Below are 25,801 nucleotides of genomic sequence, written 5' to 3'. Positions count from 1 at the left end.
CGGGTTCCCCGGTCGGTCGGCTGGTCTGATGCGATGGGTGACGTGGTGGCAGGAGAGAAGCGCTCACTCTTCCGTGGGCTTCAGCGGCCCGACGATGCCGTGTTCTCGGTCATGGACGTACCAGTGTTCGGTGATCAGGTGCGGCTGCCGGGCCCGCAGCGCCGTCATGCTCGTCTCCACGGCGTCACCCTCGGCGAAGACGGGCACGAACACCTCCGGAGAGCCCGGTTCGGGCACTGGGCCCGCCACCAGGGAGTCAAGAATCCGGTTCTGCCACTCGAACGGATCCGGTGTTTCCCGCAGGGCGGGTCCGTCCATCCAGCACAGGGTCCAGATGCCCGCCAGTGAGAACGACCTCTCGATCCACACCGCCTTCCCGGTGTGTGATTGTGAGGGGGCGGCGTCGGTGTCTTCCGCATACGACACGGGCAGTCCGGCTTCGAGTTCGGGGCGGATCCACACCCCGAGCAGCCGGTTCGATCCCGGTTCATCCCCGAACTGCCGTCGATGGTTGACCAGATAGTCGCTCACGTTCTCGACCGCGGACCTGACGTCGTCCACGCTTCGAACCAACAGGAGCATGTTCATCGGGTACTTCCCTTCCCTGGAGTGAAGTGGCGCTGCACGTGCCGGTCGTCATGTGCTCAGCGGTGCGGACGGACGGCCGCCCTCGGGGGTGGCCGTGGCCGGAAGCCAGGGCCGCCAACCGGTGGAGGTGTAGCGGAGCCAGGGTTGATCGGGGCGCTCGCGTGCGGCGAGACCGACCCAGTCGTGGTCGAACATGTGACGCAGCACGGTGTGACGCGCAATGAGGGTGTCCAACCGCTGCAAGGGTGCCTGCACGATGGCGAGCAGGCGTTGCGGTTCGTGCCTGGTGTGGTGGCCGTCGGTGAGGGACTGCCAGGGCAGGCCGGACCGAAGGTCGCCGGTGTGACCGGTCATGACACCGAGGCCACCGCCGACGACGTTGTGGAGGGCCTTGCTGCCGGCGCCGAAGGCCTGGGGATCGGTGGCGGCGAAGTAGTACTGGCTGTTGATCCAGTGCGCGACGACGAGCGGCGCCGTGAGGATGGTCTCCAGGACGGTGCCGGCCGGGTCGAGGTCGGGGTCGTAGTCGTGGAGGAACAGACGGCCGTGCAGGTCGATCCCCCGGGTGAGGGCGCGGGGTGCGATGAGGAAGGCCGCGTTGTCGGCCAGACCCCATTCGGGGAAGACCTGGGCCCAGTCGCGGGCGCGCGTGCGGGTGTGGCGCGCCGCCTGCCGGGGGCGGGGCCGGGAAGGTGCGCCCGGTAGGGTGGCGCAGCGCTCGGCGGCCAGGTGTGCGCCGGCCGTGCGAAGATCGGCGGTGAGCCGGTCGACGTCCCGGCGGTGGGTGTCGGGCAGGAGGTGGGTGTCCAACAGGCGCACGGTGTCGGTGGTGGTGTCGTGTTCGGCCGGAACGAACCGGGTGTCGTCGGGAATGCCGATGCCGCGTTCGGCGAGGTGTCGGCGGACCTGTGGATCGTTGAGCAGGGCGGCGGCGGCGCGGGCGTTGGGGCCGCCGGGGTGCCCCCCGCATGCACCGCAGTCCAGTGCGGCCTGGTAGGGGTTGTTGTCGGTGTGGGCACGGTGCCCGCAGAGCACGACGAGGCGTGCGAACCCCTGGGTCAAACCCATCAGCGTGAGGATGCCTTCGGCGGTCGCGGTGCGCTCCTCGGGGGTGAAGGCGTCCTCGAGGGAGATCTCGGTCGCAGGGTCGGTGATGATACGGCGGGTCCACCACGCGCGGGCGGCGCCGACGGCACCGGGAGTGAAGGTCTTGGCCGCGGCCAACGGGCCCAGGAGCCAACCGGCCGATTCGGCGAGCACGAACGGTGCCACCAGGTCGTCCTTGGCGGCGTGGAGGGAGTGGTCGGCCGCGGCGAGTACCCGGCGACCGGTCAGCGACCGTTCGGCCGCGCGCTGTCGGCCCTCGCTGGGGCGTTCGGTGACGGTGTGCCGGGGCGTGATCGGGCCCGGGCACTGGGCGCGAGCGGTTCCTCCGGCGAGGTCGCGGTAGCGCATGGCGACGGCGAAGAATCCGGCGAAGCCCAGGGTCTGGTAGTCGCCGAGCGCTTCCAGGTGGCGGCGCAGTCCCTCGGAACGGGGATCGATGCAGCACACCACCTGTGCCCGCGGAGGGGCGTCGGTCCACTCGGGCTCCGAGCGGCTCAGGGTGCGCAGCAGTCGGCTCCGGTAGTGGTCTTCGTAGGCGTCCAGCCAGACGAGGGTCCGTTGTTCCACCGGGAGTCGGTCGAGGAACCGCGCCAATTCGGTGCGCTGTGCCGCGTCGGTGTCGGTGATCTTCAGGGCCTCCAGTAGGTGGCGGGCCCGATCTTCGGGTTCGGTGGTGGCCTGCCTGGTGTCGAGCAGGTCGGCGGAGGCCGAGTTCCACGCCGTACCGCGGGTATGGGTCTCGGTGAGCGCGGCGGCTTCGGTGGTCAACCGCAGGGCGAGGTAGGCGACCAGGTCGATACCACTGCCCTGCAGTTCGCCCCGCCAGCGGATGTGGGCGGCGAATCCGGGAAGGCATGCCAGATGGGCCTGGAGATAGCGGGTGCACTGGTCGTCCGGGACACCGAGGGCGGCCAGAGCCTCCGCAACGGCCTGCTCGGCCCGTTCGGGCAGGTCCCGAAGACGTGTGCGCACGCGCCGCGGCAGGGCCGTGTCGTGTACGGCCAGAGCCCGCCACGCATGGTAGAAGCCTCGGTCGCGGCCGGGCATCCGCCAGGTGGACTGGCCCTCGTCCAAATAAGCCGAACACCACTGGATCGTGTGGGTGTCGAGGAGGGCGGCCATGTCCGGGGCCAGCGCTTCAGTCGCTGTGCGTGCCTGGCGGATCGGCGGGGGGTTGGTGATGCCCTGGTGCAGATCGGCCGACAGGAGTTCGACCGGGTCGTAGGGCCGGCAGCCGAGGGTGAGCGGTCGGCATCGCAGCACCTCGGGGTGGCGGCGGATCAACGCGGCACGCACGTCGTCGTCGGTGATCCGCCCGTGCCGCCAGGCCGCCCGCAGCCAGCTCTCGTCCGGGGTAACCCGCGCTCCGAGCAGGTCCGCGGCGGTGATGGCCGCGTCCGCGAAGGGGCGGTCCACCAGGCCGGACAGCGGGTTGACCGCGATGAAGTCGGCGAGCGGCCAGGTCGGCGCCAAGAACGCGGCGGCGTCGGCGATCACGGCACGCACGGCGGCTGCCGAGGCGGCGGGCTCGGGAGCGGCCTTGGTGATGGGTCCGATGGTCATGGGTTGCGACTCCTCACTGCTGTGATGACGGTGGCGGGACGCGCGACGGCGTGAAGCCCTGGGGCCGCGCTTCCGGGAGACCCGGGTGGCTCCGGTCAGAGCGCCGGAAGCCGTCCGGCGGTCCCGTCGAGGGTCCGGGCCCGGCCGATCACGCCCCGGCCCCCTCGGGAAGGGGCACCGGCCGTGGGTGCGGTGCGGGCACCGCACGTGACGGGAGACCCGGAGTGGTGTGCGTGCGCTGCTGTCCGGCGGACAACGCCAACACGTAGAGGCGGTCGCGCCAGCGGCCGAGACCGAGTGCGTGTGCCCGGTGGACCAACAGCGCTCCGACCACCGGCACCGCCACCACGATCGCCGGCAACCAGGCCGGAACTGCGGCGGTGGCGGCGACGGGCATGCTCGGGGCCAGGAACTCCGTGACCGCGGCCACCACGCCCAGGTAGCCGATCACCGCACCCGGCAGCACGACCACCACGGTGGCCAGCGCCCCCACGGTCGGGTGGCGCCGCAGCCATCCCCACGCCAGCCGTGCGGCGGTGGCCGCGGCGAAGATCAGTAGCGCCGCGCCTCCGGTGTGCGGGGGCAGCCACCAGATCGCGACGGCCACGGCCGCAACCGCGACGGCTCCGGCGAGGACGGCCACCTGCACCGCACGCGCGGGGGTCCACCGGGGCGCGGGCGGAGCCAGGATGCGCTGGGTGTAGCGCTGCACCGCCGACCCCGAGCCCAGGAACAAGGCGGCTTTGAACAGTCCGTGCGCCAACAGGTGCACTACCGCCGCCGCGTAGAGGCCGAGCGCGCAGGTCATGAGCATGAACCCCATCTGCCCGATCGTGGAGTGCACCAGCGAGCCCTTGACGTCGGGGCGGGTCAGCATGATCGCCGTGGCGGCCACAGCGCTGACGGCGCCGATGGCGAACGCCAGGTGTGTCGCCGCCGGGACTGCACCGAAGATCGGCGACAGCTTCACCAGGAGCACCCCGCCCGCGTTGACCACGCCGGCGTGCAGCAGCGCCGAGACCGGGGTCGGCGCCGCCAAAGTCGCCGACAGCCACCGGTGCCAAGGCAACTGCGCACACCGTGCGGCCGCGGCGATCACCAGCGAGCAGGCCACCGCCGTGCCCACCGCGCTGCCGAAGGCTATGTCGTTCTGGTCGCGCAGGTCGAGATCGCCCCAGGCGGCGACCGCGAGAACCACCCCGGACCACAATGCGACGTCTCCGATGATGACCACACGCGCGGTGCGGTGGGAGGCGTCGATGGCCGAAGGGGCGGGTCGGTACATTCCCACGAGTCGCCACAGGGCGGCACCGGTCAGCGACCACGCCACCGCCAGGGTGACCAGCGTGACCGCGGCCACCATCGCCGCGGTCGCGGCGGTCAGCGCCCCGGCCGTGATGGCGAACGCGGCCGCGGCCGGGTCGCCGCGCAGGTAGCGCAGGGCGAACACCTGGACCACCGCGCTGATCGCGCACACTAGCAACAGCACGATCGCCCCGAGGTGGTCGGCTGCCAACCCGGTCCAGACACGTCCGTCCGGAGCGGCCAGCACCATCGCCACCGGCCCGCCGAGGGCCACCGAAACGGCCAGGACCCCGGCCAGTGCGGTCGCCGACAGTGCGGCGCCCGCGCCCAGCACGGGAGCCAGGGGACGCAGGTTCCGGATCGATCCGGCCGCCGCAGCGACGGCGGGAAGGGCTACCAGGGCCAGCAGCAGCATCCCCGTCACGCGGCCGCACCTTCCGTCTCAGCGCCCTTCGCGGCGCGACCCGAGGCCGGGGCCGCGGTGACGTCGGTGGCGAGGGCTTCCGGGGGATGTGCGGGCAAAGCGCACCCGTGGAAACCGCTGCTCCGCACCCGTTCGGGCTCACCGCTGGTCACGCGGCGCAGTGGCCGTCCTCGTTCCGGCCCGAGGGCGCCCGGCAAGCCGGTGCCGATCGCCGTGTCCGGTGACGGGGGCCACCGGTGCACCCGACCCCGCGAAGCCTCGTCGGCCGTCGGCTCACCCCGGGTCGGCACACACGTCATCCCGACGCCGCCCATGACACCCATGACACCCACCTCCCAAGCACGACACTGATGACGCGTGTTACGATACACGACATGGATCGTACGACACCAATAGCGCGTATTGAAAATCGTGATACGGGTTACCTGGGACGGGGTGCCATGGCGGATATGCAGGAGTGGACCTTCCTCACCAACCACGCCCACGTACTGCTGTGCGTGGTGCGGGATCCCCAGGCCCGGCTGCGGGACATCGCCGAGCAGGTGGGCATCACCGAACGGGCCGCACAGCGCATCATGGCGGACCTCGTCGAAGCCGGATACCTGGAACGAGAGCGCGAAGGGCGCCGCAACCGCTACCGGCTCCACGCCGAGTTGTCACTACGGCATCCGATGGACCGCGACACCGCCATAGGAGAACTGATGGCCATGCTCATCAGTCCCCGCAACGGCCCTGACCAGGCCCTGTGACCACCACCGCCCACCCCTACTCGGACGCACGCGTCGCACTGGCCACCCGACACGCCGAACAGCGGGCCCCGGTCCCGGCCCTCGCCGACGACGTCGACACCGACGAGCCGAGAGCCTTCGCGCGCAGGAGCCCGACCACGTGATACCTCTGACCGCAGCCGCCGTCGCCGCGGCCACCGGAGGCCACCTGACCGCTGGCACCGACCCCCTGCTGCCGGTCACGGCACCCGCGAGCATCGACTCACGCCGGGTCCACCCCGGGGGCCTGTTCGCCGCGGTCCCCGGTCGGCACACCGATGGGCACGACCATGCCCCGGCCGCCATCGCCGCAGGCGCGGCGCTGGTACTCGCCTCACGGCCGGTGGCCGCCCCGGCCGTCCAGGTCGCCGATGTCACCGTCGCGCTCGGCGCGCTGGCCCGCCACGTGGCAGGCCAGCTGTCGGCGACCGTCATCGGCATCACCGGATCGAACGGAAAGACCAGCACCAAGGATCTCGCCGCCCAGGTGCTGGCGCACCACGGTCCCGTCACCGCCACCGACGGTTCGTACAACAACGAACTCGGATTCCCCCTCACGGTCCTGCGCGCCACCCCCGACACGCGCTACCTCGTCCTGGAGATGGGCGCCCGGGGCCGCGGGCACCTCGGCTACCTGTGCGACCTGGTCACGCCCCATGTAGGCGTGGTGCTCAACGTCGGCACCGCCCACATCGGCCAGTACCCCGACGGGCAGGCCGGGATCGCCGCGGCCAAGAGCGAACTGGTCGCCGGACTCCCCGATGCCGACCACGGCGGCCTCGCCGTCCTCAACGCCGACGATCCGCTCGTCTCAGCCATGGCGGACCGAACCCGTGCCCGTCCCCTGTGGTGGAGCCACCATCCCGGCCCGACACGCGTGCACGCCCGCGACGTGCGCCTCACCCCGGACGGTCGCGCGGAATTCACCCTGCGCACCCCCGAGGGCGCCGCGCCCGTCACACTCTCGCTCACCGGCCGACACCACATCGGCAACGCGCTCGCCGTCGCGGCGACCGCTCATGGCCTGGGCCTGGACACCGCGATGATCGCCCAAGCTCTGACCGACGCGCGACCCAGATCCGCCGGACGCATGCAGACCATCGTCCGCGATGACGGCGTCACCCTCATCCACGACGCGTACAACGCGAACCCGGACTCAATGGCGGCCGCACTCACCGCGCTGGCCTCGGTGACCGCGCGTCGCCGCATCGCGGTCCTGGGAGAGATGGCCGAACTCGGAGAGCACGCCGCTCACGCCCATCGCCACCTGGGCGTGCTCGCCGCACAGGCCGCTCTCGACCTCCTGGTCGTGGTCGGCGATGACCACGCAGCCCTGATCGCCGACGCCGCCCGCGCCGCACGCGACGACCTCGACATCGTCTCCGTCCGTGACGCACGGCAGGCCCACGACGCCCTCCACCGCGGCCTTCACCCCGGCGATCTCGTTTTGATCAAGGCCTCCCGGGCCGCCCGCCTCGAAGACCTCGTCGCCGCCCTCAACGACCGTTGAATCGGTTGGAGTCGCGACTCGCCTGATCACGGGGCCCGGCCGCCCGGCCGAGCCGATCCGCGATCGCCGATCCGATCCCCTCCGGGGAGGGAAGCGATGCCACGATGACCTCACATTCGTGCCGGTCGAAGTCGTGGAGGAACTCATAGAGCCGCTGCGCGTACTGTGCGGCCGAGTCCGGTACCGCGATGACGTGTCGCGCGGAACACGAAGCGGCGTCACCCGCGAACTCGGGGGGAAGAAGGACACCGACCCGGCGCCCTCGCCCCACCAGGAGTTCGGCGTTGTCGAGCACCCGGTCCGGCTCGACCAGGAGAACCCGGGCCCGCGGCGCGTAGTGCGACGGGAACTGGCCCGGAACCCGAACAGCGCTCTTGGCCCGCACCGACACGGCACGGCCCAGTACGTGTTCGAGATCCTCTCGGCTCACACCGCCGGGGCGCAGGATCGCCGGCTCACCCGTGAGATCGACGATGGTGGACTCGACGCCGACCGAGCACGGGCCACCGTCCAGCACATAGTCGACGTCCGCGCCCAACCCCTCACGGACATGACGGGCCGTCGTGGGGCTGACCTCGCCGAAGCGGTTGGCCGACGGAGCCGCCACCCCGCCGCCGAAAGCCGTCAGCGTCTCCAAGGCGACCGGATGGTTCGGCACCCGCAGCGCGACGGTGTCGAGGCCACCGGTGACTGCGCGGGGAACACGGTCCGCTCGCCGAAGCACCAGCGTCAGCGGACCCGGCCAGAAGCGTTCGGCGATGAGGTGCGCCGTGTCGGGCACGTCGGCCGCCCACTCGGCGAGCTGATGCGCGCCGCCCAGGTGCACGATCAGCGGATGCGTCGTGGGCCGCCCCTTCACCGCGAAGACACGCTCCACAGCGCCGACGTTCTCGGCATCGGCGCCGAGCCCGTACACGGTCTCGGTGGGGAACGCGACCAGACCACCCGCACCCAGGGTGCGAGCGGCGCACTCGATGCGGTCGAGCGCGAGTTCTGGTTGATCCGATATCACCGTTCACCCCTCGTAACAACAATCTGACGCACCGGCGTTCAGTGTGGTCAGGTGCCGCGCCGTATGCCGTCGGCCCTCCTGGGAGCAGCGATCCCAGCCTATCGTCGACGGGCGCTACGGCGTTCAGCCGGTCGACGCCGCCCCCACCGCTGGGACTAAGGTCTCCACCGCCATCCGCACCAGGTCCGCCTGGGCACCACAGTCATCTGGTAGGCGGTGGTGCCGAGATCCTCGGTCGCCCCGGAGGGTGACCGCCACACGTGCCCGCACTGGTGGCGCGCGTCCGGGAACTGGTTGCGATCCTCGGTCGCCCCGGAGGGCGACCGCCACGGGACCCTCCGGGCTTTCTACCGTGTACACGGTAGTTGCGATCCTCGGTCGCCCCGGAGGGCGACCGCCACCCGCCGCACCCGCCCCGGTACCGCCGACCGAGGCGGTTGCGATCCTCGGTCGCCCCGGAGGGCGACCGCCACCCGGAACCCCGCGCGCCGCGCCACCAGGCAGGAGGGTTGCGATCCTCGGTCGCCCCGGAGGGCGACCGCCACCAGCGTAGATGCCCCGCCCAGCCGTAGAGGTCCTGGTTGCGATCCTCGGTCGCCCCGGAGGGCGACCGCCACGGCGGATGCGCGTCAACGACGCGGTCACCGTGGACGTTGCGATCCTCGGTCGCCCCGGAGGGCGACCGCCACAGGGTGACCGCCACGGCCCGCGAAGTGGGAAAACGACCTCTCCATATCAACAAACACAGAGCAGCAATCCGGACATTCGGGAGGGAGACCCCCATAGTCCGTTCGGTACCGCCCCGGGTTTCTCTGACCACTTCCGGTTCCCAACCAAGCGGACAAGCTTCAATCGAGTCTGTTGCACAGGACCGTTGCCGACCCCTGCCTGCCAAGCAAAGCACTAGCAGAGGACACAGACTTTTCAGATGCAAGGCTCGCAGCGACAACTGCACTCGAGAACCTTGGTGGTTGCATCCTCCCTCAGATCCAAGACAGAGGAAAGAACTGTAAAGACGCACCATGCGCGTAGCGTACGCACCTCGCCACAGAGAAAGCTCAAACCGCTCCGCAGACCCCGCGTCGGCCCGTCTTCGCTGGTACACCTGGCCTACCTTGACACGGTGGTGCTCACAGCTTCTCGATCGTCAACGCTGAGCTCGGATTCGCCTCTTCGGTCTCCGAGGCTCAGCAGAGCGTCATCGAACCGCCCCTGGCGTCCCCACTGGCTGACCAGCCTCCCCCACCTCGGCCTTCGACCGAAAGCGGACGCGATCTGCTCGCCCGTGGGCAACGAGCCGTGCTCGCCCTGATGTTCCAGAGCCCACTGCCAGGCACGCACCTGGAGTTCAGCGGGCATAGCGCGAGTCGATGAAGTTCCGTTCGCTGCGTCCGTGTGCTGCTCGCGGACGACGTACAGCCCCGGATCGTCCGCCTGTTCGCCCTCGGGGAGAGGAGCCGGATGTTCGTGTGTACGCTCTGCGTCAGCAGTGCGTACGCTCCTGGCCGCCGTGCGGAACTCGCGCATGAGCAGTTCGTACGCACCGATCAGCGCGAAGCTCGGCCATGCGTGGATGATCCGCGACCACATCGTGGGGTCGGCCACGGCAACGTTCGCCGCCAACGACGCGGCCGACCCGATGATCAGCAGGGTCCAGGGCAGGAGACCGCCCTTGCGGCCGTGGCGGGCATCGCTCAGCAGCGTCATGGACGCGCCGACGATCATGCCGTCCACCGACAGCGGGAACAGAGCGGCACGCCACTCCGGCTCGCCGTGGCGCAAGGCGAGTTCGTACATGTGCGAGTACGACACCACCGCCGCGATACCCGCGAGCATCAGCACGGCGGCGATGGTGATCCACCGCGACCAACGGGGCTCCGTCATCACCGCTCACCGCCCTGTCCGTTGACACGGACACCCCGCCCGTACTCGGGCAGTTCAACGGTCTGCTCGATGACCAGCCGCGCGTTCCCATCTGCCGTGTGCCCCGCAGGGGGTGTGGAGCGGAACCTACGACCCGCCCTGGCGTTCGGGGTACACCTTCGACGGCAACCTGCCCTCGGCCCTGGCCGGTCTGCACCCCACCGGCACCCCGGAGCTCATGACCCCCCTGTTCGACCTGATGGACGCGTTCGCCGACGACCTGCGGGAGAACGCCAGGCGCCTGTACGGGTGCGAGGGGATCCTCGTGCCCGCGCACGCCTCCACCCGGGGCCGCCACAACCACTTCGGCCCCGAGTGGTGCCTGACCTGCTGGACCGCGGGGGGCGCCTGGATGGCGCGCCTGTACTGGGACCACTACTCCTACACCCTGGACCGCGGTTTCCTGCGCGATCGGGCCCTGCCCTTCCTCACCGAAGCGGCCGAGTTCTACGAGGGCTTCCTCTGCGAGGAGGGTTTCTCCCCGTCCTACTCGCCGGAGAACACCCCGGCGGACGGGGACGGGCAGGCCTGCGTCAACGCGACGATGGACGTCGCCGCCGTCCGCGACCTGGCGCGCAACCTCGTGCGCGCGCACCGGGAGCTGGGGGTGCCCGGCGCCCGCAGGTGGGTCCGGCTGGCCGCCCGGCTCCCCGGCTACCGGGTCAACGCGGCCGGGGAGCTGGCCGAGTGGGCCACGGCGGCGGGCCCGGTGGCCCAGACCGACCGGCACGCACACCGGCACGCCTCCCACCTGTACCCGCTCTGGTACGAGCGGGACCCCGCCTTCGCGGACCCGCGGCTGGCCGGGGCCGCCGCCCGGACGGTACGCGCCCGGTTGGCCTGGTGGCGCGGCCAGGAGGCGGACGAGATGGCCTTCGGGCTGGTGCAGCTGGGCCTGGCCGCGGCGTCGCTGGGGTTGGCCGAGGAGGCCCACGAGGCGGTATCGCTGCTGGCCGAGCGGTACTGGCGGCCGACCATGGTGCCCACGCACAACCGGGGGCGGATCCTCAACGTGGACATCGGCGGGGGCTTCCCCGCCCTGGTGGCGGCGATGCTGCTCGGATCGGCGCAGGGGAGGCTGGAGGTGCTGCCCGCGCTGCCCCGGGCGTGGCCGTCGGGCGTCGTCGAAGGACTGCGCGCACGCGGCGGCGTGGTGGTGGAGCGGCTGGAGTGGGGCCGGGGGAGGGTGGCGGTGCGGCTGCGCTCGGCGCGGGGCGGTCCGCTGCTCGTCCGTATGCCGGACGGAAACCGGCGGGTGCGGTTGGAACAGGGGGTCACCACATGTTTGCGCGGGAAATTGCCAGCGCCCTGAGGTCAGGTATCGAAGCGATTCGAAATTACTCGAATAACCCCCGTTGACGTTCTGTCACCGTGAATACACACTGGCGGCAGGATTCTCGGCGGGTCGGGTTTTCCGCACCGTCCCCCGAGATGAACCCCCTACCCGAGGAGCCCGCTCATGCCTGGATCCAGGACATCCCACGAACGACCATGGAAGCGCTCCCATGCAGCTGGGGCAGCGGTGGCGGGCACGGCGGCCGCGGCAGCCCTGGCCCTCACCGCGTCCCTCACCGCGAGCGTGACGGCCGTGCAGGCGCACACCGCCTCCACCGCTGAAGCCCCCTACAACTGGGACAACGTCCAGATCGCCGGCGGCGGCTTCGTCCCCGGCATCGTCTTCAACGAGACCGAGCCGGATCTGGCCTACGCCCGCACCGACATCGGCGGCGCCTACCGCTGGGACCCCGCCACCGAGCGCTGGCAGCCCATGCTCGACTGGATCGGCTGGGACGACTGGGGCTGGACCGGCATCGTCAGCCTGGCCACCGACCCGGTCGACCCCGACCGCGTCTACGTCGCGGCGGGCACCTACACCAACGACTGGGACCCCGGCAACGGGGCGATCCTGCGCTCGGAGGACCGGGGCCAGACCTGGGAGGCCACCGAGCTCCCCTTCAAACTCGGCGGCAACATGCCCGGCCGGGGCCTGGGCGAGCGCCTCATGGTCGACCCCAACGACAACAGCGTCGTGTACTTCGGTGCGCGCGGCGGCCACGGCCTGTGGCGCAGTACCGACCACGGCGCCACCTGGGCCGAGGTCGAGGAGTTCCCCAACCCCGGCGACTACGTCGAGGACCCCGACGACGAGTGGGGCATGCACGACGACATCACCGGGGTGACCTGGGTGGAGTTCGACCCGCGCACCGGCTCCGAGGGCTCGCTCACGCAGGACGTCTACGTGGGCGTCGCCGACCTGGAGAACACCGTCTACCGCAGCCGCGACGGCGGTCAGAGCTGGGAGCCGGTCCCGGGCGCCCCCACGGGGCACCTGCCCGCGCACGGCGTGCTCGACCACGAGGGCGGCCAGCTCTACGTGGCCACCACCTCCACGCCCGGACCCTACGACGGTGATTCCGGCGACGTGTGGCGCTACGACACCGCCGAGGAGGAGTGGAACAGGATCAGCCCGGTCCCCTCCGATTCGGAGGACAACTACTTCGGCTACGGCGGGCTGACCGTGGACCGGCAGAACCCGGACACCCTCATGGTCGCCACCCAGATCTCCTGGTGGCCGGACATCCAGATCTTCCGCAGCACCGACCGCGGACAGACCTGGACCCAGGCGTGGGAGTACGGCTCCTACCCCGAGCGGGTCAAGCGCTACGAGATGGACATCTCCACCGCGCCCTGGCTGGACTTCGGAGGCAGCGGCGAACCGCCCGAGACCCGGCCCAAGCTCGGCTGGATGACGCAGGCCATGGCGATCGACCCGTTCGACTCCGACCGGTTCATGTACGGGACCGGGGCCACCATCTACGGCAGCGACAACCTCACCAACTGGGATTCCGACACCACGTTCGACATCGACGTGAAGGTGCACGGGCTGGAGGAGACCTCCATCCACGACCTGGCGGTCCCGCCCGGCGGCCCCCTGGTGTCGGTGATGGCCGACATCGGCGGCTTCACCCACCACGACCTCGACGAGGTGCCCGACCGGATGCACCAGCAGCCCTACTGGGGCAACGGGACCAGCGTGGACTTCGCCGAACTCGCCCCCTCGCTGTTGGCGCGCACCGGCGACGCCGAGGACGACGCCACCTCACACATCGGTATCTCCGACGACGGCGGGGACAGCTGGTGGCAGGGACAGGAGCCCGGCGGGGTCACCGGCGGCGGAACGGTCGCCGTCGCCGCCGACGGCTCGGCGGTGGTCTGGAGCCCCGAGGGCACCGGTGTGCACGTCTCCACCACCCGCGGCTCCTCCTGGACCGCCTCGACGGGGGTCCCCGAGGGCGCCCGGGTGGAGGCCGACCGGGCCGACCCGGACGTGTTCTACGCGGTCGCCGACGGGGTCTTCCACACCAGCACCGACGGCGGGGCCACCTTCACCGCCTCCGCCTTCGACGGCCTGCCCGCCGAGGGCAACATCCGCTTCGGAGCGGTACCGGGACACCCCGGCGACGTGTGGGTCGCGGGCGGGGAAGCGGACGGCGCCTACGGGATGTGGCGCACCACGGACGCGGGGGACAGCTTCGAGCGGATCGACGCCGTGGACGAGGGCGACGCGGTCGGCTTCGGGGCCCCGGCGCCGGGTGAGGACTACCCGGCCGTCTACACCAGCTCCCGGATCGACGGGGTGCGCGGCATCTTCCGCTCCGACGACGCGGGCGCCACGTGGGTGCGGATCAACGACGACCAGCACCAGTGGGGCTGGACCGGGTCCGTGATCGCAGGCGACCCGGACGTCCACGGGCGGGTCTACGTCGGCACGAACGGTCGCGGCATCGTCTACGGCGACCCGGCGGAGGGGAACGGCGGTACGGACCCCGAACCCACCCCCTCGCCCTCACCCACCGCGGATCCGGACCCCTCGCCCAGCCCTTCGCAGGAGCCCACCACGGCTCCGGGCGCGTGCGAGGTCGATTACGACGTCAGCGCCACCTGGCCCGGCGGTTTCCGGGCCGACGTGGCGGTGACCAACACCGGCTCGGAGACCGTCGAGGGCTGGGAGCTGGCCTGGGACTTCACCGCCGGTGAGGAGGTGACGAGCCTGTGGAACGGCTCCCACACCCAGGCGGGATCCGCCGTAACGGTGACCGGCTCCGACTGGAACGGCCGGATCGACCCGGGCGAGGCGGTGTCGGTGGGCTTCAACGGGTCCGCCGACGGCGAGCCCGCCGCGCCCGAGGGGTTCACGCTGAACGGCCGGGCGTGCGACTGACCCGCTGACCCGGAGCGTCCAGCACACGGGGCCGGGAACCGAACACGCGGTTCCCGGCCCCACACGGCCTCGGTCCTGTTCCTCAGCCCTTGACTGCGCCGATGATGACGCCCTTGGTGAAGTGCTTCTGCACCAGCGGGTAGACGAACGTCACCGGCGATCCGGACATGTGCGATCGCGTCTGCGTCGGCACCAACGGGCGCGGCGTCGTCTACGGCGGCCCGGCCGACTGAAAACTCCACCTGCAACAGGTGTACATCCAGTACATTTGAGCTATGAATGAGCCTCTGACGGAGACCATGTCCGAAGTGCGACGCCACCTCGCGGACACCATCGAACGCGCACGCCACGATCACACCCCGACCTTCATCACCCAGAGGGGCAAGACCACGGCGGTGCTCATCGACGCCGATGAGTACCGCCGTCTCCTGGCGATTGAGCAGGCCGCCGAGGACGCATGGCTCAACCGCCTCGCCGATGAGTCGGAGCAGGAAGGGCGTGAGGACTCCGTCTCCCTGGAGGAGATGGCCCGTGAACTCACGCAGGGGCAGGAGTGAACCGGCACATCACACGGTTCACTCCTGCCGCCCAGCGCAGGATGCGCCGGATACCGCGTGGCGAAGCGGTCAGGATTCTGCGCCGGTTGTCCGAACTCCAGAGCGCTCTCGACGACGGTGACACCAGCACCTTCGACATCAAGCCCCTGACCGGCTACCACGGTCGGTGGCGTCTACGGGTCGGCGACTACCGAGCCGTTTACACACTCGACAAGGATGACGAGGGGCAACCTGTCGTGTTGGTCTGGATCATCGCTGTAGGGAACCGGGGTGACATCTACGAACAGGGTCTTTGACTTTCGGTAATGGCCTCAGCCCTTGACGGCACCGATGATGACGCCCTTGGTGAAGTGCTTCTGCACCAGCGGGTAGATGAACGTCACCGGCACCAGGGCCACCACCACGATCGCCATCTGGATGGCCAGGTTCGGCGCCGACGCGGTGCCCTGGACCGCGTCGCCCACCACTGAGCTGGAGCTGATCTGCTGCCCCTGCTGAACGTACTGGCGCAGCACCAGCTGCAGGGGCCACTTGGAGTTGTCGTTGATGTACAGGACCGCGTTGAAGAAGGCGTTCCAGTAGCCCACCGCGTAGAACAGGCCGATCACCGCGGTGACCCCCTTGGACATGGGCAGCACCAGGCGGGTGAGGATGGTCCACTCGTTGGCCCCGTCCACGCGGGCGCTGTCGCCGATCTCCTGGGGCAGGTTCATGAAGAAGGCCCGCATCACCACGAGGTTGAAGGCGTTGACCGCGGTGGGCAGGATCAGCGACCAGTAGCTGTCGATCAGGCCGAGGTCGCTGACCAGCAGGTACAGCGGGATCATCCCGGGGGCGAAGAGGAAGGTCAACAGCACCGCGAACAGCAGCGGGCGGTGCCAGAGCGAACCCGTGCGGGAGAGGCCGTAGGCGGCCAGGATGGTCGCGCCCAGGCTCACCGCGGTCCCCACGAGGGTGACCCCCAGACTCACGAGGACGGCGCGGGTGACCACGCCGCCGCCGAACAGGTCGGCGTAGGCCTGGAGCGACAGCCCGTCCGGCACCACCACCAGGCCGCCCGCCGCGTTGACCGCCGAAGCCGGTGAGAGGCTGGTCAGCACCACCACGTACAGGGGGAAGAGCACGACTACGGCGATTCCCACCAGGACGGTGTTCTTCGCCAGCCGTGACGGGAGGGCCGGTCGTTCCGCCCACACGGGGCGGTCCTGGAAGAGTGTGCTCATGAGCGCCTGTAGATCCCGTTCTCGCCCATCTTGTGGGCCACCTTGTTGGCCACCAGGATCAGCACGAGCCCGACCAGGCCCTTGACCAGGCCCGCCACCGCCCCCGCGCTGAAGTTACCGGTGACCAGGGTCTGGTGGTAGATGTAGGTGTCGAGCACCTCGGACACACGGGAGCCGAAGGCGTCCCGCTGCAGGAAGAACTGTTCGAAGCCGACGTTGAGGATGTCACCGAGCTTGAGGATGAGCAGCAGGATGATCACCGGGCGCAGGCCGGGCAGCGTGATGTGCCACATCCTGCGCCAGCGGCCCGCGCCGTCGACGGCGGCCGACTCGTAGAGGTTCGGGTTGATCGCGGCCAGGGCCGCCAGGAAGATGATCGTCCCCCATCCGGCGTCCTTCCAGATCATCTGGGAGGTGACCACGAACAGGAACGCGTCCGGGTCCGTCATGATCTCCAGCGGCGCGTACCCGTTCTGCCGTAGCCACTGGGAGAACAGCCCGGCTCCGCCCAGGATCTGCTGGAACAACGTCACCACCAGCACCCACGAGAAGAAGTGCGGCATGTACACGATGCTCTGCATCAGCAGCCGCAGCCGGGGGCTGAGCACGCTGTCCAACAGGATCGCCAGCGCGATCGGGATGGGGAAGAAGAACAGCAGCTGCACCCCGGCGATCACGAGCGTGTTGCCCACGGCCCGCCAGAAGCGCGGGTCGCCGAAGAGCCGTTCGAACTGCGCGAACCCCACCCACGGGCTGCCGGTGACGCCGTCCCAGGGGTTGTAGTTCTGGAAGGCGATGACGTTGCCCAGAGTCGGCGCGTAGTGGAAGAGGGCCAGCAGGCCGATGGCCGGGACGGTCATCAGCAGCAGTTGCCAGTCGCGGTGCAGCCGGGCCCGCAGGGAGGGGCGCCGGGCCCGGCTGCGCGGCTTGGGGCGGCGTCCGGGCCGACCGCCGCCCGACCCGACCCGCGGGGGCGGGGGAGCGACGGTCGTGCCGGTGCCGTCCACGCGCTCAGTCACGGCCGTGTTCCTGGAGGACCTCCATGTAGAACTCCCGCCCCTCCTCGCCGCCGTCGCGACGCCAGTCGTCGATGGCGGTGTCCAGGCTGGAGAGGTCCTCGCGGCCGCGGATGATGTTCTCCACCCGGTCGTTCAACGGCAGTTCGGCGGCGGAGAAGCGCTCCGGGCGCTGGATGCGGATCCCGGTGAAGGGGTCCTCGTCGGCGTAGGCGATCGCGTCGTTGTACCAGGCGACCTTCCAGTCCACGAAGTCCGGGTACTGGCTCTCGGTGATCGCCGGCGGGCGCCCGCTGATGAAGTAGTAGCCGTCGCTGACCTCGGAGTTGCCCAGGTCGGTGAGCTCGGGGGCGCCGTGCTCGTTGCGTTCGTGGTGGACCCCCTCCTCCCCGTACCGGTAGTCCATGTACTCCTGGGTTCCGAAGGGCGCCGCGCAGAAGTTGACGACGGCGAGGATCTCCTCCACCTCTTCGGGGTCCATGTCCTTGCGGATGAACACCGACTGGCTGGAGGGGTCGTTGCGGTGCAGCACCGGGGTGCCGCCGTCGTGGCCGAAGACCGGCAGCAGGTCGAGGCGGAAGTCGGGGTTGTCACCGAGGATCTGGGCGTAGGCCTCGTTCCAGCCGCCCAGGCCGTCCTGGGCGAAGATCAGCTGACCGGAGTTGAGCAGCTCCTTGGAGTTGTCGCCCTGGGCGACCAGGTCGGGGTGCACGAGTCCGGCGTCGAAGACGCGGCGCATGAACTCCACGCTGGCGCGCCACTCCTCGGTCTCGAACATGTGGACCAGCTCGCCGTTCTCGTACCGCCACTGCCTGGGCGCGCCGAAGATCTGGCGGGCGGACAGGGTGAAGTCGCCGAACGCCCAGCGGTTGTTGTCGGGGTCGTTGAGCTCCTCGCCGAGTTCGAACAGCTCCTCGGCGCTGGTGGGGGCGGACAGGCCGTACTCGCCCTCCAGGAGGTCGCGCCGGTAGAGCACCCAGTTGCTGAAGGGCTCGGAGGGCCAGGGGATGCCCTGGAGGCGTTCGTTGAAGACGTTGGCGCGCCAGGCGTCGCTGTCCAGGTTGGCCAGCAGCGGGTAGGCCAGGCCCGCGTCCCCGGCCAGGTAGGGGGTCAGGTCCTCGAACAGTTCACCGACGGCCCGGTTGAACTGGGGGATCAGGTTGATCACCCAGTCCGGGAACATCGTGATGTCGGCGACGTCCCGACCGGCGACGACGGCGTTCATCTTGTCGATGATCGTGTTGCCGTCCTGGAAGTTGAACTCGACCGTGGTGCCGATACGCCCGTTGACGTGCTCGTAGAAGGAGTTGTTCCCCAGACCGGGGGGGGATCGGCCCCCACATGGGGGTCATTGCCGTGTAGTGCCCGCCCGATCCCCGGACGTCCCCGGCGGCTCGGACGAAGGTGTCGGGGTAGGAGGTGAAACCGTCGGGGGCTCCGCCGGTCCCGGGGAGGTCGGGGCCGACCCCGTCGAATGCTCGGAAGGTGGGGATCAGGTCGTCCAGGTCGGTCGACGCGGAGGCCGATCCGCCGCCGCCGGTGTCCGCGCTGCCGGAGCAGCCGGAGAGCAGACCGGGGGAGAGCGCGGCGGCGCCCGAGGCGCCCATCAGACCGAGGAAGCGACGGCGGTTCGGAGCCGGAGCCGGGGGGAGGGACATCACGGTCGTTCCTTTGCTCGGCCCGGGCCGTCAATGCCCGGGGGTAGGAAACGCTAGACCATTTTGATATGAATTTAGTTGTTCGATCGAAGAGTCAAATTACTCCAACGTGATCTAGCACACAAGGCCTCTGCGGCTCAGAGTCGAAGCGATTCGATTTCGATACGAAGCGGCTCGGTCCCAGCTGGGAGAAACGCCCTGATGAGTACCCCCCGCCACACCCGCCAGAGCACCGAAGACCGGGTCGAGGACCTGCTCCGGAGCATGACCCCCCGGGAGCGGCTGAGCCTGCTCCACCAGTACCAGGCCCCGGTCGAACGACTCGGCGTCCGCGAGTTCCGGACCGGTACCGAGGCGCTGCACGGGCTGGCCTGGCTCGGTGAGGCCACGGTCTTCCCCCAGGCCCTCGGCCTGGCCGCCAGCTGGGACCCGGGTCTGCTCCGCCGTGTCGGTTCCGCCACCGCCACCGAGCTCCTGGCGGTCCGCCGCCGGGACCCCGCGGCCGGGCGCAACGTGTGGGCCCCGGTCGTCAACCCGCTCAGGGACCCCCGGTGGGGGCGCAACGAGGAGGGCTACTCCGAGGACCCCTGGCTCACCGGAACGCTCGCCGCCGCCTACGCCCGGGGCCTGGCCGGAGACGGGCCGCGCCCGCGCACGGCACCCACGATCAAGCACTTCCTCGGCTACAACAACGAGACCGACCGCTGCACCACCTCCAGCGACCTGCCGCCCCGCGTGCTGCGCGAGTACGAGCTCCCCGCCCACCTGCCCGCACTCCAGGAGGGTGCCGCCGTCGCGGTCATGCCGTCCTACAACCTGGTCAACGGCAGGCCCGCCCACCTGAGCCCGCTCATCAACAGGGTGCTGCGCCGTGCCGCACCCGACCGGATCCTCGTGGTCAGCGACGCCCACGCGCCCGCCAACCTCTTCGGGCTCCAGGGCTTCCACCCGGACGGGCCCACCGCCTACGCGCACGCCCTGCGCGCCGGGCTGGACAGCTTCACCCAGGACGACGACCGGCCCGAGACCACCCTCTCCTACCTGCGGGAAGCCCTCGACCGGGGCCTGATCGGCCAGGAGGACGTCGACGAGGCGGCACGCAACATCCTCTCCGTCCGGTTCCGCCTGGGCGAGTTCGACCCCGAACCCGAAGGCGACGAGGTACCCGAGGAGGTCGTGAACTGCCCCGAGCACCGGGCCCTGGCCAGGGAGGCCGCCACCCGCTCACTCACCCTGCTGCGCAACGAAGGCCTTCTGCCGCTGCGGGCGGCCTCGCGGATCGCGGTGATCGGCCAGCTCGGCGACACCGTCCTGGAGGACTGGTACAGCGGAACCCTCCCCTACGCCGTCACCGCTCGGGAGGGCCTGGCCGAGCACTGCGAGGTGGAGTTCGTCGAGGGAACGGACCGGATCACCCTGGAGACCGGCACCGGCCGGGTGGTCGTGGGTGCTGACGGCGGGCTCCGGGTGGAAGAGGGGACCGGTCCCGAGCAGTCCGGGCAGCCCGAAGCGGAGGAGAAGACGGCCTCCTTCGACCTCTTCGACTGGGGCGGGGGAGCGCACGCCCTGCGGTCGGCGGCCACCGGACTCCACGTGGACGAGGCCCCCGGGGACACCCTGGCCTGCACCGCTCCCGGGCCGGGCACCTGGGAGGTCCGCCAGACCTTCCGGCTCGACGAACTTCCGGACGGGCGGTTCCACCTCGTCCAGGTGCACACCGGCCGCCCCGTCACCGCCGACGGGGACGGAACGCTCCGGTTGGGCGGGCAGGGCACCGCCTTCCGGGTAGGCGGACTGGGGTCCGGGGCGCGGGCCGCCGCCGAGGCAGCGGCCCGAGCCGACGTCGCCGTGGTGGTGGCCGGAGACCACCCCATGGTCAACGGCCGCGAGACCGAGGACCGGGCGGACCTGGAACTGCCCGCCCGACAGGAGGAGGTGCTCGAGGCGGTCCACGGCGCCAACCCGGACACCGTCCTGGTGCTGAGCAGCGGGTACCCGTACGCCGTGACCTGGGCGGACGAGCACGTCCCGGCGATCGTGTGGTCGGCGCACGGCGGCCAGGAGTACGGGCGGGCGCTGGCCGACGTCCTGCTGGGGGCGGCGGAGCCCGCGGGCCGCCTCACCCAGACCTGGTACCGGAGCGTCGACGACCTCCCGGACCCGCTGGACTACGACATCATCACCGCGGGCGGAACCTACCTGTACTTCGGCGGAGACCCGCTCTACCCCTTCGGGCACGGACTCGGCTACACCCCGGTCGAGTACGGCCGGGCCGAGGTGACGGTCTCCGGCGGCAGGGTCACCGTCGAGGTGCCCGTCACCAACACCGGTGACCGGACGGCCGAGGAGGTCGTGCAGGTCTACACCCGGCAGACGGCCTCCAGGGTGCGCCAGCCCTCCCGGGCCCTGCGGGGCTTCACTCGCCTGCGGATCGCGGCCGGACGGACCGAGACCGCCTCGGTCTCCTTCGACGTCGAGCGGCTGGCGGTCTGGGACACCATCGGGGACCGCTTCGTGGTCGAGGAGGCGCCCAGGGAGGTCCTGGTGGGGCGCTCGGCGCTGGACGTGGTCGCCACCGCGCCCCTGGACGTGCCCGGGGAGCCGATCCCCGCCCGTGACGCCCTCACCGCGTGGTCGGCGGACCGCTACGACGACGCCTCCGGGGTCCGGCTGTGCCCGGTCAGCCCCGAACCCGGCCCCGACGTTCCCGAAGACGCGGTGTCCGAAGACGCGGTGCCCGGGGACGCGGTGCGCGCCCGGGCCTCCGGAGCGTGGGTCGCCTACCGGGACGTGGACCTCGGCGGCGGCGCGACCGAACTCCGGTTGAGGGCCAACGCGCCCCGGGCGGCGACCGTCCGGCTGCGCCTGGACGACCCGGTCACGGGCGAGGTCGCCGGAGAGGCCGTGATCCCCGCGAGCGGCGGCGTCTACGACTTCACCGATGTGCGTACCCCGGTCCGCGGCGCCTCGGGGCGGCGCGACCTGTACGTGGTCTTCGAGGACGAGGGCACCGCCGTGGCGGAGCTGGTCCTGGGCGGATCCTGAGCCCTGCCCCTCCCGGACCGGTCCCGCTCCGCCCCGACCGGTCCGGGCAGCGAGGCCCCCTGTCCAAAACCGGGCCCCGGGCGCAGGATGGACCGTGGACCGAGAAGAGACGAGTGAGGGGCGGCCGAACGTGCGCGTGCTGACACTGGATCGGATCGACACCGACCGGACCGACCTGGTCGGCGGCAAGGCAGCCGGACTCGCCGAGGCGGCCCGGGCGGGTGAGCGGGTTCCGTCCGGGTTCTGTGTCACCACCGAGGCCCACCGGTCGGGCGAGGTGCCCCGGGACGAGGTGGCCGCCGCCTACGAGGCGCTCGGCTGCGGCCGGGTCGCGGTGCGCTCCAGCGCCACCGCCGAGGACCTGCCGGACGCCTCCTTCGCCGGGCAGCAGGAGACCTACCTGAACGTGGAGGGCGTGGACGACCTGGTCGCGGCGGTGCGCCGCTGCTGGGACTCCCTCGGGACCGACCGCGCCGCCGCCTACCGCCGGGACCGGGGGATCGACGAGGCGTCCGTGCGCATGGCGGTGGTCGTGCAGCGCATGGTCGACCCCCGGGCGGCGGGCGTGCTCTTCACCGCCAACCCGGTGACCGGCACCCGGGGCGAGACCGTGCTGGACGCGGTGCCCGGCCTGGGGACCGGGGTCGTCGACGGCACGGCCGACCCCGACCACTACGTGGTGCGGCCGGACGGGAACGTGGAGGGCCCCGGCGACGGCGGCTGTCTGACGGCGGAAGAGGTGGGAGCGCTCCGTGCGTCGGGGCAACGCCTCCAGGACCACTTCGGCTCGCCCCAGGACGTCGAGTGGGCGATCGACCGGGACGGGACCCCCTGGGTCCTGCAGTCCCGGGCGATCACCACGCTCTTCCCGCTGCCGCCCGGCCGTGACGACGGGCCCGGCGTCTACCTGGAGGCCGGCCACATGCAGGGCATGCTCAGGCCCTTCACCCCGCTGGGCTTCGCCTCCCTCACCGAGCTGACCCGGGACTGGTTCTCCTCGCTGTCGGGGGGTGGTGCGTCGGGGCTGGAGTCCTGGCTGGTCAACGTGGGCGGGCGGCTCTACCTGGACCTGACCGCCCTGGTCCGCGACCCGAGGACGCGCGCCATGGTGCCCGAGGCGCTCGGTATCTACGGCCCCGGAGCCGTCCGGGCGCTTCAGCACCTCCTGGACGACCCGCGGTTCGCGCCGCGGCAGGGGCGTCCGCTCCGGGCGGAGGCGGTTCTGCGCGGTGTGCGGGCGGCGGCGCCGGTGCTGGCGAAGGTCGCGGCGGGCGCCGCCCTCGCGCTCTGGGATCCGGCCCGGACCAGGGAGAGGGTGTTCGCCCTCGGAGAGCGGGCGAGGGCCGGGACGTCGCGCACCCCGGAGTGGGTGGTGACGGCCCGGGACCGGGTGGAGTACGCCCGGCACCTCCAGAGTCCGGTGATGTCGGAGCGGATGCTGCCCATGCTCGGCCCCCTGTACGCGGGCCTGACGGCCGCGAAGCTACCCGAGCACCTGCTCAGCGGGGTCGCCGAACCGTCGGAGGTCGCGGCGGTCCTCGGCGGGATGCCGCACAACGTCACGACCGCCATGGACCTGGAGCTGTGGCGGGTGGCGGAGCGGGCCGGGGAACACCGGGAGCTGCTGACCGGCACGCCGCCGGAGGAGCTGGCCGAACGCTACCTGGCGGGTGACCTGCCGGATATCGGACTCACCGGTTTCCTGGCCGCGTACGGGCACCGGAGCGCCGCCGAGATCGACATGGGCGTGCCGAGGTGGGCCGAGGATCCGGCGCCGGTGTTCTCCGCGATCGCGAACTACCTCCAGGTCAGCGATCCGGAGCAGTCGCCGGAACGCAGGTTCGCGGCCGCGGCCGAGCGGGCCGTCCGGATGCGGGACGAGCTCGTGCGCAGGCTCGCCGCGACCAGCCCGCTCCGCGCGCGGCTGACCGCCTTCCTGCTCGACCGGGCGCGCGAGCTGTCGGGGCTGCGGGAGTACCCCAAGTTCGTGTGGCTGTACGCGCTGGCCCAGGTGCGCCGTCAGATGCTGATGGTGGGCGCGGAACTGGTCGGACAGGGCCGGATCGACCGGGCGGACGACGTGGTGTTCCTGGACTTCGAGGAGGTGCACGACCTGCTGGACGGGGCTGACCTGCGCGGGCTGGTGGCGGAGCGCAGGGCCGAGCACCGGCGTGAGCTCGGCCGCCGCCGGGTGCCCTCGCTCCTGCTCTCGGACGGGACCGACCTGGCGGTGGCGCTGCCCGCGCTTCCTCCGGGAGAGGGGACGGAGGGTGAGCTGACGGGTGTCGCGGCCTCCCCGGGGACCGCCACCGGGGTGGCGAGGGTGGTGTACGACCCGGCGGGCGCGACGCTGGCTCCGGGGGAGATCCTGGTCGCGCCGACCACCGACCCCGGGTGGACGCCGCTGTTCATGACCGCCGGCGGGCTGGTCGTGGAGACCGGGTCGGTGGTGGCGCACGGGCCGACCGTCGCCCGTGAGTACGGCATCCCCTGCGTGATCTGTGTTCCCGGGGTCACCGAGCTGATCCGTGACGGCCAGACGATCACCATCGACGGGTCCGCGGGCACGATCCGGGTGGAGGAACCGGAGGAACCGGAGGAACCGGGCGCGGGGGAGGGCTGAGCGGGGCCCTCTTCCGGGCGGCGGCCTACGGGCGGGGTGCTTCGGGAGGATAGGGGTGAGGCGCCTGGGGGCGGTACGGCCCCGGGACCCCCTGCTGTACCCGGGGCCCCGGCCCCGTCCCCTCCAGGCGCCTGGAGCTGCGCACCCCGACCAGGAACAGGGCCACAGCGGCGGCCACGAGGACGCCGAACCCGATCCGGACCGCGTAGAGGACGGCCGGATCGAAGTACGGGGGCAGGCCCAAGTACGGAACGAGGGGGTTGTGCAGCAGGACGAACCTGTAGTAGATCTCCCAGCCGGTCGACACCAGGCCCGCGAGGATCAGCAGCACGCCGCCGATGGCCACGGGGGCCTTTCCACTGGGGGCGCCGAAGGAGCGCAGGAGGGCGATCGCGCCGACCACGAGTGGTGACAGGCAGCCGAACAGGAAGGCGAGGGTGAGGTCGAGCATGTCCGCGTGTTCTCCGGATCTCGTGCGTTCAGCGGGGGGCGGGGCCGAGCGGGGGCCGGGGTCCGGAGTCGGGTGACGGCGGCGGGCCGGGCCGCTGCGGGGGCTGGGGGCCCGGCCCGTACGCGGGCCTCGGGGCCTGCTGTCGCGGGGGAAAGGGACCCGGGTGCCGCGGGCCGCCCGGATACGGTCCCGCCTGCTGTGCCCCGTGGTGCGCCTGGGGCCCGTAGTGCGTCGGAGGTCCGTGGGGTCCGGTCGGCGCGGGCGGCCCCGGGGCGGGGCGCGGGCTCGCGATCCGCTTGGTCGCGGCGAGGGCCACGAGTAGCAGTCCCACCGACAAGAGGCCGTTGCCGACGTGTTGGATGACCTCCAGGACGATGAGGGCTGTGCGGAAACCGAAAAGATCGTCCATCAGGTCGAAGATCGGGCGGAATGCCAGGTTTCGCACCAGGGCCATGACGGCGGCGACCACCAGCAGGGCGCCGCCGACGACGGTGGACGCCCGTCGGCCGTGCGGCGCGGTGAACCCGATGATCAGCGCGGCGGTGCCGACGATGAGGAGCAGCACGGTGCCGACGAGGTAGAGCGGGTTCAGAGCCACGCGGGTCCTTCCGAGACAGGGCCGCGACCAGGGATTGGCTCCTTGGGGCTCCTGTGCGCTGGCGGGCGCAAGTCCCCCTCAGTCGCTTGAGGATGATGTCGGGCCAATTCTGGCGTAGGAAGGGGAACCGCGCCAGACCGGTGGCCGGGGCTGGCCTGCCCGGGCGCACCGTGACCCCGCCCCGGGCGCACCGGCATGCGGCCCGGGGC

Annotated in this window: 20 protein-coding genes and 1 CRISPR repeat array; of the genes, 9 read left to right on the top strand and 11 right to left on the bottom strand. The window is 71.3% G+C overall.

Annotated elements, in window-relative coordinates; all coding sequences use genetic code 11:
• Nucleotides 1-63 precede the first annotated feature (63 nt).
• From NE857_RS32275 to NE857_RS32260, 4 genes are all read right to left on the bottom strand, one after another.
• Entirely contained in the window at nt 64-588 is a 525-nt protein-coding gene (locus NE857_RS32275; protein WP_254419020.1) for a hypothetical protein, read from the bottom strand.
• 48 nt (nt 589-636) lie between these two features.
• Nucleotides 637-3,258 (bottom strand): DUF2309 domain-containing protein, encoded by a 2,622-nt coding sequence (locus tag NE857_RS32270; protein ID WP_254419019.1) that lies wholly within the window; start codon nt 3,256-3,258, stop codon nt 637-639.
• A gap of 148 nt (nt 3,259-3,406) precedes the next feature.
• On the bottom strand, nt 3,407-4,978 hold the full coding sequence (locus NE857_RS32265) for a proton-conducting transporter transmembrane domain-containing protein (RefSeq protein ID WP_254422166.1): 1,572 nt from the start codon (nt 4,976-4,978) through the stop codon (nt 3,407-3,409).
• A 5-nt stretch (nt 4,979-4,983) separates the two neighbouring features.
• Nucleotides 4,984-5,139: a hypothetical protein gene (locus NE857_RS32260; RefSeq protein WP_254419018.1), complete on the bottom strand. Its 156-nt coding sequence runs from the start codon at nt 5,137-5,139 to the stop codon at nt 4,984-4,986.
• 288 nt (nt 5,140-5,427) lie between these two features.
• Here NE857_RS32260 and NE857_RS32255 point away from each other — a divergent pair, with 288 nt between their 5' ends.
• The 3 genes from NE857_RS32255 to NE857_RS32245 are packed head-to-tail and all read left to right on the top strand — an operon-like array spanning nt 5,428 to nt 7,264.
• Nucleotides 5,428-5,736 (top strand): winged helix-turn-helix domain-containing protein, encoded by a 309-nt coding sequence (locus NE857_RS32255; RefSeq protein ID WP_245929184.1) that lies wholly within the window; start codon nt 5,428-5,430, stop codon nt 5,734-5,736.
• Nucleotides 5,733-5,879 carry a hypothetical protein gene (locus NE857_RS32250; RefSeq protein WP_254419017.1) on the top strand — a complete coding sequence of 49 codons (147 nt, stop codon included), beginning with the start codon at nt 5,733-5,735 and terminating at the stop codon, nt 5,877-5,879. Before NE857_RS32255 ends, NE857_RS32250 begins: the two co-directional genes overlap by 4 nt.
• Complete coding sequence (locus NE857_RS32245; protein ID WP_254419016.1) at nt 5,876-7,264, top strand: UDP-N-acetylmuramoyl-tripeptide--D-alanyl-D-alanine ligase; 1,389 nt, start codon at nt 5,876-5,878, stop codon at nt 7,262-7,264. Before NE857_RS32250 ends, NE857_RS32245 begins: the two co-directional genes overlap by 4 nt.
• Here NE857_RS32245 and NE857_RS32240 read toward each other — a convergent pair.
• Together NE857_RS32240 and NE857_RS32235 are read right to left on the bottom strand one after the other, a co-directional pair.
• A complete protein-coding gene (locus NE857_RS32240; protein WP_254419015.1) occupies nt 7,251-8,276 on the bottom strand; it encodes an L-threonylcarbamoyladenylate synthase in 1,026 nt (341 codons plus the stop codon). The genes NE857_RS32245 and NE857_RS32240 overlap by 14 nt on opposite strands.
• A gap of 221 nt (nt 8,277-8,497) precedes the next feature.
• Nucleotides 8,498-8,965: direct repeats of the CRISPR family, unit length 37 nt; unit sequence GTTGCGATCCTCGGTCGCCCCGGAGGGCGACCGCCAC.
• A gap of 421 nt (nt 8,966-9,386) precedes the next feature.
• A complete protein-coding gene (locus tag NE857_RS32235) occupies nt 9,387-10,160 on the bottom strand; it encodes a DUF2637 domain-containing protein (protein ID WP_083934888.1) in 774 nt (257 codons plus the stop codon).
• A 91-nt stretch (nt 10,161-10,251) separates the two neighbouring features.
• Between NE857_RS32235 and NE857_RS32230 the strand changes: the two genes are divergently transcribed.
• The 4 genes from NE857_RS32230 (at nt 10,252) to NE857_RS32215 (ending at nt 15,274) form a co-directional block, all read left to right on the top strand.
• Nucleotides 10,252-11,511, top strand: a complete 1,260-nt coding sequence (locus NE857_RS32230) for a glycosyl hydrolase family 95 catalytic domain-containing protein (protein WP_376769980.1) — start codon at nt 10,252-10,254, stop codon at nt 11,509-11,511.
• A gap of 147 nt (nt 11,512-11,658) precedes the next feature.
• Nucleotides 11,659-14,421, top strand: a complete 2,763-nt coding sequence (locus NE857_RS32225) for a cellulose binding domain-containing protein (RefSeq protein WP_246420448.1) — start codon at nt 11,659-11,661, stop codon at nt 14,419-14,421.
• Between the two features lie 275 nt (nt 14,422-14,696).
• Nucleotides 14,697-14,978 carry a type II toxin-antitoxin system Phd/YefM family antitoxin gene (locus NE857_RS32220; RefSeq protein ID WP_246420446.1) on the top strand — a complete coding sequence of 94 codons (282 nt, stop codon included), beginning with the start codon at nt 14,697-14,699 and terminating at the stop codon, nt 14,976-14,978.
• Complete coding sequence (locus tag NE857_RS32215; RefSeq protein ID WP_184366645.1) at nt 14,975-15,274, top strand: type II toxin-antitoxin system RelE family toxin; 300 nt, start codon at nt 14,975-14,977, stop codon at nt 15,272-15,274. Before NE857_RS32220 ends, NE857_RS32215 begins: the two co-directional genes overlap by 4 nt.
• Nucleotides 15,275-15,289: 15 nt before the next feature.
• On the opposite strand, the gene NE857_RS32210 is transcribed toward NE857_RS32215, so the two are convergent.
• The 3 genes from NE857_RS32210 to NE857_RS32200 are packed head-to-tail and all read right to left on the bottom strand — an operon-like array spanning nt 15,290 to nt 18,442.
• Nucleotides 15,290-16,201 carry a carbohydrate ABC transporter permease gene (locus NE857_RS32210; protein WP_184366644.1) on the bottom strand — a complete coding sequence of 304 codons (912 nt, stop codon included), beginning with the start codon at nt 16,199-16,201 and terminating at the stop codon, nt 15,290-15,292.
• The gene (locus NE857_RS32205; RefSeq protein WP_254419014.1) at nt 16,198-17,220 is read right to left on the bottom strand and encodes an ABC transporter permease; all 1,023 of its coding nucleotides are present in this window, start codon (nt 17,218-17,220) and stop codon (nt 16,198-16,200) included. The genes NE857_RS32210 and NE857_RS32205 overlap by 4 nt, the downstream gene beginning before the upstream one ends.
• Entirely contained in the window at nt 17,213-18,442 is a 1,230-nt protein-coding gene (locus NE857_RS32200) for an extracellular solute-binding protein (RefSeq protein WP_254419013.1), read from the bottom strand. Before NE857_RS32200 ends, NE857_RS32205 begins: the two co-directional genes overlap by 8 nt.
• A 634-nt stretch (nt 18,443-19,076) precedes the next feature.
• Between NE857_RS32200 and NE857_RS32195 the strand changes: the two genes are divergently transcribed.
• Entirely contained in the window at nt 19,077-21,920 is a 2,844-nt protein-coding gene (locus NE857_RS32195) for a glycoside hydrolase family 3 protein (RefSeq protein ID WP_254419012.1), read from the top strand.
• Between the two features lie 130 nt (nt 21,921-22,050).
• Entirely contained in the window at nt 22,051-24,543 is a 2,493-nt protein-coding gene (locus tag NE857_RS32190) for a PEP/pyruvate-binding domain-containing protein (protein ID WP_254422165.1), read from the top strand.
• A 25-nt stretch (nt 24,544-24,568) separates the two neighbouring features.
• Here NE857_RS32190 and NE857_RS32185 read toward each other — a convergent pair whose 3' ends face one another.
• Together NE857_RS32185 and NE857_RS32180 are read right to left on the bottom strand one after the other, a co-directional pair.
• The gene (locus tag NE857_RS32185; RefSeq protein ID WP_254419011.1) at nt 24,569-24,994 is read right to left on the bottom strand and encodes a hypothetical protein; all 426 of its coding nucleotides are present in this window, start codon (nt 24,992-24,994) and stop codon (nt 24,569-24,571) included.
• Between the two features lie 28 nt (nt 24,995-25,022).
• Complete coding sequence (locus tag NE857_RS32180; RefSeq protein WP_254419010.1) at nt 25,023-25,592, bottom strand: hypothetical protein; 570 nt, start codon at nt 25,590-25,592, stop codon at nt 25,023-25,025.
• Between the last annotated feature and the right edge of the window lie 209 nt (nt 25,593-25,801).

The organism is Nocardiopsis exhalans, assembly GCF_024134545.1.
In the GTDB taxonomy this organism is placed as follows: Bacteria; Actinomycetota; Actinomycetes; order Streptosporangiales; family Streptosporangiaceae; genus Nocardiopsis; species Nocardiopsis exhalans.
The sequence above is the reverse complement of the archived record's forward strand: the minus strand, read 5'-3'. Positions and strand labels throughout refer to the sequence as shown.